13 protein-coding genes are annotated in these 12626 nt (G+C 72.8%); 7 read left to right on the top strand and 6 right to left on the bottom strand.

Annotation, left to right across the window (positions count from 1 at the left end; translation table 11 throughout):
- Positions 1-5: 5 nt before the first annotated feature.
- The 3 genes from ACFOVU_RS18470 to ACFOVU_RS18460 all read right to left on the bottom strand — a co-directional run bounded on the left by ACFOVU_RS18470 (position 6) and on the right by ACFOVU_RS18460 (position 3658).
- Complete coding sequence (locus tag ACFOVU_RS18470; protein ID WP_378535320.1) at positions 6-935, bottom strand: ABC transporter permease; 930 nt, start codon at positions 933-935, stop codon at positions 6-8.
- A gap of 1 nt (position 936) precedes the next feature.
- Positions 937-2535: an ABC transporter substrate-binding protein gene (locus tag ACFOVU_RS18465; RefSeq protein WP_378535318.1), complete on the bottom strand. Its 1599-nt coding sequence runs from the start codon at positions 2533-2535 to the stop codon at positions 937-939.
- A gap of 217 nt (positions 2536-2752) precedes the next feature.
- Positions 2753-3658 carry a LysR family transcriptional regulator gene (locus tag ACFOVU_RS18460; protein WP_378535316.1) on the bottom strand — a complete coding sequence of 302 codons (906 nt, stop codon included), beginning with the start codon at positions 3656-3658 and terminating at the stop codon, positions 2753-2755.
- Between the two features lie 122 nt (positions 3659-3780).
- Between ACFOVU_RS18460 and kdgD the strand changes: the two genes are divergently transcribed.
- The 3 genes from kdgD (at position 3781) to ACFOVU_RS18445 (ending at position 7367) form a co-directional block, all read left to right on the top strand.
- Positions 3781-4701: a 5-dehydro-4-deoxyglucarate dehydratase gene (kdgD, locus tag ACFOVU_RS18455; RefSeq protein WP_378535314.1), complete on the top strand. Its 921-nt coding sequence runs from the start codon at positions 3781-3783 to the stop codon at positions 4699-4701.
- Positions 4698-6305, top strand: coding sequence for an aldehyde dehydrogenase (NADP(+)) (locus tag ACFOVU_RS18450; RefSeq protein ID WP_378535312.1), 1608 nt, complete (start codon positions 4698-4700; stop codon positions 6303-6305). Before kdgD ends, ACFOVU_RS18450 begins: the two co-directional genes overlap by 4 nt.
- Before the next feature lie 108 nt (positions 6306-6413).
- Complete coding sequence (locus ACFOVU_RS18445; RefSeq protein ID WP_378535311.1) at positions 6414-7367, top strand: 2-hydroxyacid dehydrogenase; 954 nt, start codon at positions 6414-6416, stop codon at positions 7365-7367.
- Positions 7368-7414: 47 nt separating this feature from the next.
- Here the strand turns inward: ACFOVU_RS18445 and ACFOVU_RS18440 are convergent, their stop codons facing one another.
- Positions 7415-7891, bottom strand: a complete 477-nt coding sequence (locus ACFOVU_RS18440; RefSeq protein WP_378535309.1) for a MarR family winged helix-turn-helix transcriptional regulator — start codon at positions 7889-7891, stop codon at positions 7415-7417.
- A gap of 87 nt (positions 7892-7978) precedes the next feature.
- On the opposite strand from ACFOVU_RS18440, the gene ACFOVU_RS18435 reads away from it, so the two are divergent.
- Positions 7979-8581 carry a class I SAM-dependent methyltransferase gene (locus ACFOVU_RS18435; protein WP_378535307.1) on the top strand — a complete coding sequence of 201 codons (603 nt, stop codon included), beginning with the start codon at positions 7979-7981 and terminating at the stop codon, positions 8579-8581.
- A 75-nt stretch (positions 8582-8656) separates the two neighbouring features.
- On the top strand, positions 8657-9673 hold the full coding sequence (locus ACFOVU_RS18430) for a glycerophosphodiester phosphodiesterase family protein (RefSeq protein ID WP_378535305.1): 1017 nt from the start codon (positions 8657-8659) through the stop codon (positions 9671-9673).
- Positions 9674-9694: 21 nt separating this feature from the next.
- Here ACFOVU_RS18430 and ACFOVU_RS18425 read toward each other — a convergent pair whose 3' ends face one another.
- The gene (locus ACFOVU_RS18425) at positions 9695-10855 is read right to left on the bottom strand and encodes a CaiB/BaiF CoA transferase family protein (RefSeq protein ID WP_378535303.1); all 1161 of its coding nucleotides are present in this window, start codon (positions 10853-10855) and stop codon (positions 9695-9697) included.
- An 85-nt stretch (positions 10856-10940) separates the two neighbouring features.
- Between ACFOVU_RS18425 and ACFOVU_RS18420 the strand changes: the two genes are divergently transcribed.
- Positions 10941-11591, top strand: coding sequence for a GntR family transcriptional regulator (locus ACFOVU_RS18420; RefSeq protein ID WP_378535301.1), 651 nt, complete (start codon positions 10941-10943; stop codon positions 11589-11591).
- A gap of 59 nt (positions 11592-11650) precedes the next feature.
- On the opposite strand, the gene ACFOVU_RS18415 is transcribed toward ACFOVU_RS18420, so the two are convergent.
- Positions 11651-12148 carry a phosphoribosyltransferase gene (locus ACFOVU_RS18415; protein ID WP_378535299.1) on the bottom strand — a complete coding sequence of 166 codons (498 nt, stop codon included), beginning with the start codon at positions 12146-12148 and terminating at the stop codon, positions 11651-11653.
- Between the two features lie 247 nt (positions 12149-12395).
- On the opposite strand from ACFOVU_RS18415, the gene ACFOVU_RS18410 reads away from it, so the two are divergent.
- On the top strand, positions 12396-12584 hold the full coding sequence (locus ACFOVU_RS18410; RefSeq protein WP_378535298.1) for a hypothetical protein: 189 nt from the start codon (positions 12396-12398) through the stop codon (positions 12582-12584).
- Positions 12585-12626 lie beyond the last annotated feature (42 nt).

Below are 12626 nucleotides of genomic sequence, written 5' to 3'. Positions count from 1 at the left end.
CGTTCTCAGGCCGGGACGGCGTGGCGCACACGCGCGTCGAGTAGGGCGTAGCAGGCGTCGATGACGATGTTGAGCACGAAGATCGTCACCGCGGTCAGCAGGACGGCGGCCTGGAGCACCGCGAAGTCGCGCTGGAGGATGGAGTCGATCATCAGCTTGCCGATGCCCGGCCAGCCGAAGATGGTCTCGACCACGACCGCGCCGTTGACCAGGCCGACGGTGAGGTCGCCGGCGACGGTGAGGGCGGGCATGGACGCGTTGCGCAGCGCGTGGCCGAACACGACCCGCGCCTCGCTCGCCCCCTTGCTGCGGGCGACCTTGGTGTAGGGCGCGGCCAGCGCCGCGACCATCGCCCCGCGCACGACCTGCACGAGTACGCCGAAGGGGCGGATGAGCAGGGTGGCGATGGGCAGCACCCACACCTCGGGGCCGCCGGTGACGCCCGATGTGGGCAGCCAGCCGAGGGTCACGCCGAACACGAGCACGCCCATGATCGCGAACCAGAAGTCGGGGATGCTGGCCGCCGTCATGGACAGGAAGCTGCACACCCGGTCGGCGAGGGAGTTGGGCCGGTAGGCGGCCAGGCAGCCGATCAGGACGGCGCCGGTGATCGCGATGAGCATGGTCACCGCCGCCAGTTGCAGCGTCGCGGGGAAGGCCGCGAGCACCATCTCGTCCGCGGGCTGGCCGGTGCGCAGCGAGGTGCCGAAGTCGAAGCGGACGAGCTGGGTGAGGTAGTCCCACAGCTGGACGGCGATGGGCTGGTCGAAGCCGTGGGCGGCCGAGAACTCGGCCCGTTGCTCGGGGGTGGCGCTCAGCGGGAGGTAGAGGTTGACGGGGTCGCCGGTCAGCCGCGCCAGGCAGAACACGCCCAGCACCACGAACAGCAGGGGGATCGCGCTGGAGACGACCCGCGTGCGCAGGAAGGCGAACATGTCAGGATCCCTCCTGGTCGGCCTGCCGGACCTCGGACAGGCGCAGTTCGTCGCCGCTCGCGGAGTTGGGCTCGTACCGGACGGTGCGCGATATCCCCATGAGGCCCTGCATGTGGGCGATGTGGGCGAATTGGGCGATGTCTTCGTTCTGGACGGCGAGGATGCCGGCCAGCGCGTCGGCGCGTTCGTCGCCGGACAGCGCGCCCGCGTCGGCGATCCGCTCGTCCATCTCGGCGGTGCCGAACGTGGACTGGGCGCCCTCGCTCATCATGTACTGGCCGATGGTGAACGCCGCGTCGCCGGTCTGGTTGCCGTGCATGACGAGCAGCGCGACCGGGCCGACGTTCTCGGCCATCGGCCGGATCTGGTACTGGAGGTGGGCGGCGGTGTCCAGCATGGTGATCTCCACGTTCAGGCCGACCGCCGCGAGCTGGTACTGGAGCGCTTCGGCGGTCTCGGCGACCCGCGGGAACTGGCCGTTGCGGGCGACCAGGGAGATCCTGCGGTCGACCGGCACGCCGTCGGCGGCGGCCTCCGCGACGAGGTCGCGGGCGGCCTCGGGATCGGGGACGGTGGGCTCCAGATCGGGGTTGTAGCCGACCACGCCGTCCGGCACGAGCTGCGCGGCGGGTTCGGCGAGCCCGTCGTAGAGGGTGTCGGCGATGTCCTGGCGCTCGATGGCCAGGTCGATGGCGCGGCGCACCCGGATGTCGTCGAGCGGGGCCTCGCGGCCGTCCAGCCGCAGCGCGGTGGTCTCGTTGTTGGGGTAGGCCACCGAGTTGTCCTCGGTCGCGTCCTCGGGGTTGAGCCCCGTGGCGAGGTCGGCCTCGCCCCTGGTGATCATCGCGGCGCGCACGGCGGGCTCCGACCGCCACACATAACGGGCTTCGGGGAAGGCGGGCGCCTCGCCCCAGTAGTCGTCGTTGCGGCGCAGGGAGATCGAGACGCCGGTCTCCCAGCCCTCCATGGCGTAGGGGCCGGTGCCGACGGGCTCGCGCACCTTCGTGCCGGTGCTCGTGGTGCGGGGGACGACCTCGATGAAACTGAGGCGCAGCGGCATGACGGGGTCGGGGTCCTCGGTGGTGACGGTCACCGTGGTGTCGTCGACGGCCTCGACCTCCAGGTCCTTGCCGTCGAAGACGTAGCCGTCGACGTTGCAGTTGAGGTCGGAGTTGACCGCGCGGTCGATGGAGAACGCCGCGTCCTCGGCGGTGAACGGCTGCCCGTCGTGGAAGGTGACGTCGGACCGGAGGTCCAGGGTCCATGTGGTGGGCTCGGTCTGCTCCCACTCGGTGGCCAGGAGCGGTTCCAGTTCGCCGCTCACCGGGTCGCGCTCGATGAGCGGTTCGCTGATGTTGGAGCGGACCACGACGCCGATGGAGGTCAGGGACCCTTCACAGGGGTCCAGGTTCGGGGGCTCCTGGGCGAGGACCACCCGCAGTGTGTGGCCGGGGGTGCCGGTGGATCCGGCCGCGTCGCTGTTGGCCACGGTGCAGCCGGCGGCGGCGGGGAGCAGGGCGAGGGCGGCGAGGGCGGCGAACGTCCCCGATCGCCCGCCGCGCAGCCGGGGGGGTGCGGTTGGCGGCCGGGTTGACTGCATCGTCTCTCCGATGGTCGGGCGTCACGACCCGAGCGGGGCGGGCGGACGGCAGGGGCGCGTGCGCCGGGTGAGCGATCACGCCGGTGAACCGGCGAGCCGACGAACCGGTGAAGCGATGAACCGGTGAGTCGATATGCCGGTGAGCCCGCGAACACACCCCAGTGTGTCTCGGAACACGCATGTGGTCTGCATTTGTAGACGGATGTCCGGGTGCCCGTCAAGAGGCGCCCCCGCGCATCTCCGTCAGCGAGAGCAGCGCATCGAGCACCGGATTGGCGTGGGCGGTGCGCCAGACGCAGTGGGTCTCCACAAGGTCGGGCGCCAACCCGCCGATCTCGGTGAACGCCAGGTTGGGCAGCCGCAGGCGCGCACCCGACCGCGGCACGATCCCCACCCCCAGACCGGCGTTGACCAGCGCCAACAGGCTGTGCACCTGCTGCACCTGCTGCACGTAGCGCGGTTCGACGCCCGCCTCGTGGAAGGCGGTGATGACGAGCTCGTGCAGGTAGCGCGCCGCTATGGGCGTGTAGGTGACGACGTCGTGCCGGCTGATGTCCGCCAACGTCGGCGGGCGGCCCAGGCCGGTGAGCGGATGGTCGCGCGGGCAGGCGAGGATCAGGCTCTCGGTGTGCACACAGCGGGCGCTGAGCAGGTCGGATGCCGGGACACCGCGGACCAGCCCCACGTGGAGGCGGTCCGTGAGCAGAGCGTCCACCTGGTCGCGGCTGACCATCTCGGTGAGGGTCAGCTCGACATCGGGCAGCCGCTCCTTGACCGTGGTCAGCCACCCCCCGAGCACCGTCAGGGCCGATACGGCGGTGAACCCGATGTGCAGCGCCCCGGCCGTGCCCCGCGCGGCGTTGCGCGCCGTCAGCGGTGCGGCCTCGGCCAGGCCGAGCATCCGCCGCGCGTCTTGCAGGAACGCCTCCCCCGCGGGGGTCAGCTCGACGACACGCGACGCCCGTATCAGCAGGTCGACGCCGAGGGCGTGTTCGAGCTTCTGGATCTGCCGGCTCAGCGGCGGCTGGGTCATGTTCAGCCGCTGCGCGGCGCGGCCGAAGTGGCGCTCGTCGGCCACCGCCACGAATCCGCGCAGCTGGTCGAGGGTGAAACGGCCGGGCATCGGCGCCTCCTCACAATCGTCTGTGCTGAAAAGGTATCAAGGGATGCATTCTTCGACTTGGACAGGTATTAGTGGCGTCCCTAGGCTCGGAGCGAGTCCATCGACGATCCGGAGACCGCCTCATGACGCTGTTCGCCCCCGAAGAACTGAGATCCGTCCTCGGCTCGGGCCTGCTCTCGTTCCCCGTCACCCACGCGCGCGACGACTTCTCCTTCGACGAGGACGCCTACCGCGGGCACCTGGAACGGCAGGGCGCGTTCGGCTCCTCCGGCGTCTTCGCCGCCGGTGGCACGGGCGAGTTCTTCGCCCTCACCCCCGACGAGGTGGGCCGCGTCGTGCGCGCCGCGGTCGCCGCGACCCCCGACGGCAAGCCGGTCGTCGCGCCCGTGGGCTACGGCACCGCGCAGGCGGTCGCCATGGCGCGCGACGCCGAAGCCGCCGGGGCCCACGGCGTCTTCCTGCTCCCCCCCTACCTCACGGAACTGACGCAGGAAGGGCTGGTCGCCCACGTCCGCGCCGTCTGCGCGGCAACGGGCCTCGGCGTCGTCGTCTACCACCGGGCCAACGCCGCCTTCGGCTTCGACGCCGTGCAGGAGCTGGCGGACACCTGCCCGAACTTCGTCGGCTTCAAGGACGGGGTCGGCAGCGTCGACCTGATGACCCGCATCCACGCGCGCCTCGGCGACCGCCTGCTGTCCATCGGCGGCCTGCCCACCGCCGAGACCTACGCGCTGCCCTACCTGGAGATGGGCGTCACCACCTACTCCTCGGCGATCTTCAACTTCATCCCGGAGTTCGCCCTCGACTTCTACGCGGCGGTCCGCGCGCGCGACGCCGCCACCGTCTACCGCATGCTCAACGCTTTCGTCCTGCCCTACCTGGACATCCGCAACCGGCGGGCCGGGTACGCGGTGTCGATCGTGAAGGCCGGGCTCACGGTGACCGGCCGGCCCGCCGGTCCGGTGCGCCCGCCGCTGACCGACCTCACCGAGGCCGAGCACGGCGAACTCAAGGCCCTCGTGGACGAGGTGGCCGGCGCATGACCGAGACCGCTGAAACCACCGCCCTGACCGGCGCGACCCTGATCGGCGACGCCGACGTCCACCCCGCCGGCAACGGCGAGGCCCACGCCACCGACCCCGCCACCGGCGAGCGGCTCGACCCCGGCTACGGGCAGGGCGGCCCGGACGAGGCCGCCCGCGCCGCGGAACTCGCCCACGCGGCGTTCGGCACCTACCGCCGCACCGCGCCCGAGGTCCGCGCCCGGTTCCTGGAGACCGCCGCGGACAACATCGACGCCCTCGGCGACACCCTCGTGCAGCGGGTCATGGCCGAGACCGGGCTGCCCGAACCGCGCGTGCGCGGCGAGCGGGCGCGCACCACCGGGCAGCTGCGGCTGTTCGCCTCCGTCGTCCGGGCGGGCGGCTGGCTGGGCGTGCGCGTGGACGCCGGCGACCCCGCCCGATCCCCGCTGCCAAAGCCCGACCTGCGCCAGCGCAAGGTCCCGCTCGGCCCCGTGGCGGTCTTCGCCGCCTCCAACTTCCCGCTGGCGTTCTCGGTCGCGGGCGGCGACACCGCCTCCGCCCTCGCCGCCGGCGCCCCGGTCGTGGTCAAGGCGCACAACGCGCACCCGGGGACCTCGGAGCTGGTGGGCCGGGCCGTCCGCGCCGCGGTGCGCACGCACGGCCTGCCCGAGGGGACGTTCTCCCTGCTGTTCGGCTCCGGCACCGAACTGGGGACCGCCCTCGTCCGCCACCCCCGTATCGCGGCCGTCGGGTTCACCGGGTCCCGCTCCGGCGGGCTCGCGCTCAGCGCCGCGGCGGCGGCGCGGCCCGTGCCGATCCCGGTGTTCGCCGAGATGTCGAGCGTCAACCCGGTCGTGCTGCTGCCCGGCGCGCTCGCCGACAACGGGCCGGCGCTCGGCACCGCCTTCGCCGCCTCCCTCACCACCGGCGCCGGCCAGCTCTGCACCAGCCCCGGGCTGGTCTTCGCGGTCGACGACGCCGACGGCTTCCTGGCGGCGGCGCAGGACGCCGTCAACGGGGCCGCCGCCGCGCCGATGCTGACCGACGGGATCCGCCGCGCCTACGACGACGGCGGAGCGGCGCTGGCCGCGCGCCCCGGCGTCACCGAGATCGCCCGGGGCGCGGGCGACGACGCCCTCGCCGCCTGCGGCCAGGCCCGCCTCTACGCCACCGACGGCGCAACGTTCCTGTCCGACGCCGCCCTCCAGGCGGAGGTCTTCGGCGCGACCTCGCTCGTGGTGCGGGTGCGCGACCTGGCGCAGCTGCACGAGATCCTCGGGACCCTCGAAGGCCAGCTCACCGCCACCGTGCACGCCACCGCCGCCGACCACCCCGCTGCGGCCGATCTGCTGCCGAAGCTGGAGCTGCTGGCGGGACGGGTGCTGTTCGGCGGCTGGCCCACCGGGGTCGAGGTCGGGCACGCGGTCGTCCACGGCGGGCCCTTCCCCGCCACATCGGCGCCGGCCACCACGTCGGTGGGCACGCTCGCCATCGAGCGGTTCCTGCGCCCGGTCAGCTACCAGGACGTGCCGCAGGAGCTGCTGCCCGAGGAGCTGCGCGACGGCAACCCCGCGGGCCTGCCGCGCCTGGTCGACGGAGAGCCGGAGACCGGCCGGCGCTGACACCCCGAGGTCTCCCCCTCTGCCCCGTGCCCGGCCGCCCGCCGCGGGCGGCCGGGCACGGGTTCCAGTCACCGCGGCGGCAGTGAATCCCCCCTTTGAGGAGCCGTCGTGACCGTGTCCGCGCCGAACCGCACCGTCCTCCAGATGTGCCCACTGCTGCCCTCGCTGGAAGCCGGCCTGAAGTCCTACGACACGGTCCGGCTGCACGAGCACCCGGACCCCGCGGCGTTCCTGGCCGAGCGCGGGCGGGGGATCGTGGCCGCCGTCACCAGCGCAAGGGTCGGCGTCCCCGACGACGTCATGGACGCGCTCCCGGACCTCAAGGCGATCGTCCACTTCGGGGTCGGTTACGAGACCACTGACGTCGTCCGGGCGCGCGCCCGCGGCATCGACGTCAGCAACACCCCCGATGTGCTCACCGACTGCGTGGCCGACCTCGCCGTCGGCGGGCTGATCGACGTCATGCGCCGGCTCGCGGCGGCCGACCGCTACGTGCGCCGCGGCGAGTGGACCCCGAACGGGTACCCGCTGACGGCGAAGGTCAGCGGCAAGCGGGTGGGGATCCTCGGCCTCGGCCGCATCGGCCGGGCGATCGCCACCCGGCTGGAGGGGTTCGGGGTCGAGCTGAGCTACCACTCGCGCCGTCCGGCCGACGGCGTGGCCTACCGCTACGCCGCCTCGGCGGAGGAGCTCGCCGCGGGCGCCGACGCCCTCATCGTCGCCACATCGGGGGGCGACGGCACACACGGCCTGGTCTCGGCGGCGGTACTCGACGCGCTCGGGCCGCAGGGGTACCTGGTGAACGTGGCGCGGGGCAGCGTGGTCGACGAGCCGGCGCTGGTCGCGGCGCTGACCGAGGGCCGGATCGCGGGCGCGGCGCTCGACGTCTTCGCCGACGAGCCCAACGTCCCCGCCCCGCTGCTGGACCTCGACTCGGTGCTGCTCCTGCCGCACATCGCCAGCGCCACCCACGAGACCCGCGAGGCGATGGGCGGGCTGGCCTTCACCAACCTGCACCGGTTCATGGCCGAAGGCGTCCTGCACACCCCCGTCCCCCGCTGACGGGCGCGGCCCGCTCGCCTCGCTCCGGCTTCGCGTTCGCCCCTCGTCTACGCCGTGGCGTCCCGATCGCCGGGCGCGCCCGCTCCGGCCGCCCCGGCGCGGATGACCCGCACCAGGGCGGGCAGGCCCACGAGGAGGCCGTCGCGCTCGGCCGGGTCCATCCCAGCGACCCAGCGCGCGAAGCGGCCGCGGAGATCCGCGGCCATCCCGCGGTGCAAGGCGCGCCCCTCGTCGGTGAGGCGCAGCAGAAAGAACCGGCGGTTGGCGGGATCGCGCTCGCGTACGAGGAGCCCTCTGCGCTCCAGCTCGGCCACCATCCGGCTCACCGTGCTCTTCTCCAGCCGGAGCCGCGCGGCCAGTTCGCGCTGCGACAGTGCGTCGCCGGAGTCGAGTTCGTGCAGCGCGAACGACTGCGAGAGCGAGAGCGAGGTCCCGGGCACCGCCTGGTCGGGCTGGAGGAGCCCCGTCGCACGGACCGCGTCCATCAGCAGGGAGTGGATCTGTTCGGGTGCCGCGCGGTCCACACGAACGCCTTCCTACCCGGTGCCGAGAGTTGTAATGCACAACTCAAGCCTTTAGCTTAGGTTGCAGTCTACAACTCTGGAGTCGCTATGCCCGCCGGGAACCACGGCCACCACGCCAATGCGCCCCACCTCTTCGAGGGCTGGGGAAGCCGGATCTACGACCGTGTCGCCAGATGGCCACTGCGCCCCCTATACGCCAGGATCGCCGAGGACATGGCCGACGCCGCCCCCGACGGGGGGTCGGTTCTCGACGTCGGCACGGGCCCCGGTGTACTCCTCGCCGAGATCGCCCGCCGCCGGCCCGACCTGTCGCTGACCGGCATCGACCTGTCCGCCGACATGGCCGCCGCCGCGCAGGGAAACCTGTCCCGGTTCGGCGACCGCGCACGGGCGCGCGTCGGCGACGTCACCGACCTGCCCTTCGCCGACGACGCGTTCGACACCATCGTCTCGTCCTTCAGCCTGCACCACTGGGACCACCCGGAGGCCGCCGTCCCCGAACTGGCGCGTGTCCTGCGGCCGGGCGGCCGGCTGTACATCTACGACGCCCGATCGGCGCCATTCGACACGATCGTCGCCACCGCCCGCGCCCTCGCCGTCCTCGACGGCCGCCCGGCGCGCCGCACCCTGATCGGCACCGGGCTGCCGGTGCCGTGGCGGTGCGCACGCCACGTCATGTCCGCTCCATAAGGCGCCCGGCGGCCGGAAGGACGCCCCTGCGCAGCAGTGATTCCGAGCCGCCGGATCCGTGGTTGAATGCCCGCCATGTCACCACGGGAGAGCGCGCCGGCGCGGAGGCGCCGGCGGTTTCGCAAGCGCTGCGCGGCGGGCACCGCGCTGCTGTGCACGGCGGCGTTCATGTGGATCAACAACACCGATCTGCTGGCCGACCACTCCGTCGAGGAGCACGGCGTGCTCGCTCACCGGGGCCTCGGGCAGACGTTCGGCCACGAGGGCGTCGGCAACGACACGTGCACGGCGGAGCGCATCGACGAGCCGGAGCACGACTTCCTGGAGAACACCGTCCCCGGCATGCGCGCCGCGTTCGACGCAGGCGCCGACCAGGTCGAGTTCGACGTGCACATGACCGCCGACGAGGAGTTCGCCGTCTTCCACGACTGGGAGCTCGACTGCCGGACCGACCTCAGCGGCACGACCCGCGACCACACCCTCGCCGAGCTCCAGCAGGCCGACATCGGCTACGGGTACACGGCCGACGGCGGCGAGACCCACCCGTTCCGCGGGGCGGGCAAGGGGCTGATGCCGTCGCTGGACGAGGTCCTGGCGGAGTTCCCGGACGACGACCTGCTCCTGCACGTCAAGAGCGACGACCCCGCCGAAGGCGAACTGCTCGCCGGCCGGCTGGCCGAACTCCCCGATGAGCGGCTCGCCGACCTCACCGTCTACGGCGGCGACGGCCCGATCGCGGCGCTGCGCGAGCGGCTGCCGGAGCTGCGGGTCATGTCCAAGGCGATGATGACGGACTGCCTGGTCGCCTACGAGGCCGTGGGGTGGACCGGGCACGTGCCGCCGTCCTGCTCGCGGATGCAGCTGCACGTCCCCGAGGGGTACGGCCCCTGGCTCTGGGGCTGGCCGGCCCGGTTCACCCAGTGCATGGCGGCCGCCGACACCCGCGTGGTGATCGTCGCCGGGTCGGGCGGCTTCTCCGAGGGCTTCGACGACATCGGGTCGCTGGAGCGCATCCCCGACGGCTTCACCGGCCTGGTGTGGACCAACCGCGCCGACGAGACCGCCGCAGCGATCCACGGCCCCAACGGCTGACGGCCGCCCCCGGCCCGGCGCTCACGGCGCCTCCCCGGCCGCGGCGGCGCGGGCGCGGGCGAGCTCCGCGCGGACCGCCTCGGTGTGCTCCCCGAGGCCGGGGATCGGCCCCATGACCGGCTCCTCACCATCAAGGTTGATCGGGGGCTTCAGTGCCGCGATCTCGCCAGCGGGCGAGGGCACCCGGGTCCACCGGCGGCGCGCGGCCAGCTGCGGATGCGCGGCGAACCCCTCGGGGGTGCGCAGGCGGGCATTGGCGATCCCCGCGGCTTCGAGGCGGGCCTGCACCCCGGCGGCGTCCAGCCCGGCGAAGCCGGCCTCGATGACCGCTGCCAGCTCCCGCTCGTGGGCGACGCGGCCCGGGTTGCCGGCGAACCGGGGGTCGTCGGCCAGCCCCGGGTCGCCGAGCACCGTCGCGCACAATGCCCGCCACTCCCGGTCGTTCTGCACGCTGAGGAAGACCTGCGAGCCGTCGCCGACACCGAAGGGCCCGTAGGGCGCGATGGCGGCGTGCCGCGCCCCGGTGCGGGGCGGGGCGGCGCCCGACTGCGCGTAGTAGAGCGGGTAGCCCATCCACTCGCCCAGCGCCTCCAGCATGGAGATGTCGAGCGTGGCGCCCTCGCCGGTGCGCTCGCGGCGGAACAGGGCGGTGAGGATCCCTGAGAACGCGTACATCCCGGCGGCGATGTCGGCCACCGGGATGCCGGCCTTGGCGGGCTCCTCCTCGGTGCCGGTGATGGAGACGACGCCCGCTTCGCACTGCACGAGCAGGTCGTAGGCCTTCCGGTCCGCGTAGGGTCCCTCGGTGCCGTAGCCGGAGATGCCGCAGGCGATGAGGCCGGGCGCGGCGGCCCGCAGCGTCTGGGAGTCCAGCCCCGCCCGCGCGGCGGCCCCTGGTGCGAGGTTCTGCACGAACACGTCGGCGCCCAGAACGAGCGCGCGCGCCGTCGCGGCGTCGCCGGGGTCCTTGAGATCGAGCACGACGCTCTCCTTGCCCCGGTTGGCCCACACGAAGTGGCTGGAGAGCCCGTTGACGGCGGTGTCGTAGCGCCGGGCGAAGTCGCCGTCGGGGCGCTCCACCTTGATGACCCGGGCCCCCAGATCGGCCAGGTGCCGGGTGGCCAGCGGAGCGGCGATGGCCTGTTCGACCGAGACCACGGTGACGCCGTCGAGTGCATGCATGACAGGAAGAATAATTTATAAAAAACACCGGAACAAGCGAACGAAAGGGCACGAACGAGCCCGGCCAGCTGTCTAGAGTGGACGCATGACGCTGGAGCACGTGCGCACGCCGACCAAGGCCGAGGCGGCGTACGAGGCGCTACGCGACGCCATCCGGTCCGGCGACCTCCCGCCGGGGCACCGGCTCCGGTTGCAGCAGACCGCCCGGCAACTGGGCATGAGCCTCACGCCCGTCCGCGAGGCGATCCGGCTCCTGGCCGCGCACGGCCTCGTGGAGCAGCAGGCCAACCTCGGCGCCGTGGTGAGCCGGCTCGGGCGGGATTCGGCGGAGGAGATCTACCGGCTGCGGCTGGTGCTGGAGCCCATGGCGGCCGAACTCGCGGCCCGGCGCGCCACCGCCGAGGACCTGGCGGAGATCGAGGCCGCCCTCGACCGCATCACCGCGGCCCGGCGCGAGGACCGCCCCTACGACGTCCCGGAACTCAACGCCGCATTCCACCGGGCGATCTACCGAGCGGCCCACTCCGCCTACCTGCTGGAGTTCATCGACCGCCTGTGGAACGGCGTCCCGTTCCAGGCGATCTCCCTGACCGGCCGCCACGAGGTGTCGGCCCGCCAGCACAGCGGGATCCTCGCCGCACTCCATGAGGGCGACGGCGAGCAGGCGGCCCGCCTCATGCACGCCCACATCGCCGAGGCCTCGGCCGAGACCCTCCGCCGCCTCGACTCGACCTGAGACCAGGAGCCGGAGGCGGCCGCTCCCGGGGCGCAGACGTCCGGCCGGCAAGCGGACGCTCAGGCGTCGCCGACCCCGTGACCACGGCGGACGACCGGCGGCCGGACCGACCACGGGAAGTCGATCCAGCGGTCGGTGCGGCGCCAGACGTACTGGCACTTCACCTCGGACCGCGGCTTCTCATAGATCACCGCACTGCGCACCTCGGCGACGTGCTGCGCGCAAAAGTCGTGCACGAGCTTGAGCGTCTTGCCAGTGTCGGCGACGTCATCGGCGACCAGCACCCTCCTCCGCCCCAGGTCGACGACGTTGGGAACGGGCGGCAGCATCACCGGCAGGTCCAGCGTCTCCCCCACCCCGGTGTAGAACTCGACGTTCACCACGTGCAGGTTCTTGACGTCCAGCGCATACCCGAGCCCGCCGGCCACGAACAGCCCGCCCCGCGCGATCGAGAGGATGATGTCGGGCTCGAACCCGTCGTCGGCCACCTGCTGCGCCAGCTCCCGCACCGCCGTGCCGAACAGCTCATAGGTCAGTTTCTCGCGCTCGACGGTCACGGAACCCTCCCCTGGGACACGCGGTGCGCAGGCCGACTCCCCGTTACGGGCGGCCCGGATCGCGGACTCCGGTCCACCTCCCTCCCAGTATGGCGGTTCACTCCTACTCAACGCGGGCGCGGCCGCCTATCGTGGACGTGTGGATGCGGTGGGGCCGGTGCCGGCGGCCGACCCGGCGGAGAAGGCGCCCGCACGCACCCTGGGAACACCGCACGACGTGCGCCGCCGAAGCCCGGGAGGAGGAGGGATGTCGCCCGTCGACACCCCGAGCGGTGACGAACCGCACCGAGTAGCCGAAGCGACCTGGAATGCTCTCTTCGCCGCGGACGTGAAGCGCCTGATCCGCGCCTCGCGGAAAAACGATCACGACGAAATCGCGGAAATTCGCCGCTTCTATGCTCGAGATACCACACCATCCCCTTCCAGCCAGTCCTGATCGCCCCGCCCGCCTGCTAGCCTCCAACGAAATGCCCCTCCG

Origin of the sequence: Nocardiopsis sediminis, from assembly GCF_042650565.1 — a bacterium.
Classification (GTDB): domain Bacteria; phylum Actinomycetota; class Actinomycetes; order Streptosporangiales; family Streptosporangiaceae; genus Nocardiopsis_B; species Nocardiopsis_B sediminis.
This window is presented reverse-complemented; position numbering and strand designations above follow the sequence as displayed.

Bases quoted from the DNA above. Each gene is read 5' to 3' on its own strand.
- ACFOVU_RS18470 (WP_378535320.1), bottom strand. From the start codon at position 935: ATGTTCGCCTTCCTGCGCACGCGGGTCGTCTCCAGCGCGATCCCCCTG.
- ACFOVU_RS18465 (WP_378535318.1), bottom strand. From the start codon at position 2,535: ATGCAGTCAACCCGGCCGCCAACCGCACCCCCCCGGCTGCGCGGCGGG.
- ACFOVU_RS18460 (WP_378535316.1), bottom strand. From the start codon at position 3,658: ATGCCCGGCCGTTTCACCCTCGACCAGCTGCGCGGATTCGTGGCGGTG.
- kdgD (WP_378535314.1), top strand. From the start codon at position 3,781: ATGACGCTGTTCGCCCCCGAAGAACTGAGATCCGTCCTCGGCTCGGGC.
- ACFOVU_RS18450 (WP_378535312.1), top strand. From the start codon at position 4,698: ATGACCGAGACCGCTGAAACCACCGCCCTGACCGGCGCGACCCTGATC.
- ACFOVU_RS18435 (WP_378535307.1), top strand. From the start codon at position 7,979: ATGCCCGCCGGGAACCACGGCCACCACGCCAATGCGCCCCACCTCTTC.
- ACFOVU_RS18430 (WP_378535305.1), top strand. From the start codon at position 8,657: ATGTCACCACGGGAGAGCGCGCCGGCGCGGAGGCGCCGGCGGTTTCGC.
- ACFOVU_RS18425 (WP_378535303.1), bottom strand. From the start codon at position 10,855: ATGCATGCACTCGACGGCGTCACCGTGGTCTCGGTCGAACAGGCCATC.
- ACFOVU_RS18420 (WP_378535301.1), top strand. From the start codon at position 10,941: ATGACGCTGGAGCACGTGCGCACGCCGACCAAGGCCGAGGCGGCGTAC.
- ACFOVU_RS18410 (WP_378535298.1), top strand. From the start codon at position 12,396: ATGTCGCCCGTCGACACCCCGAGCGGTGACGAACCGCACCGAGTAGCC.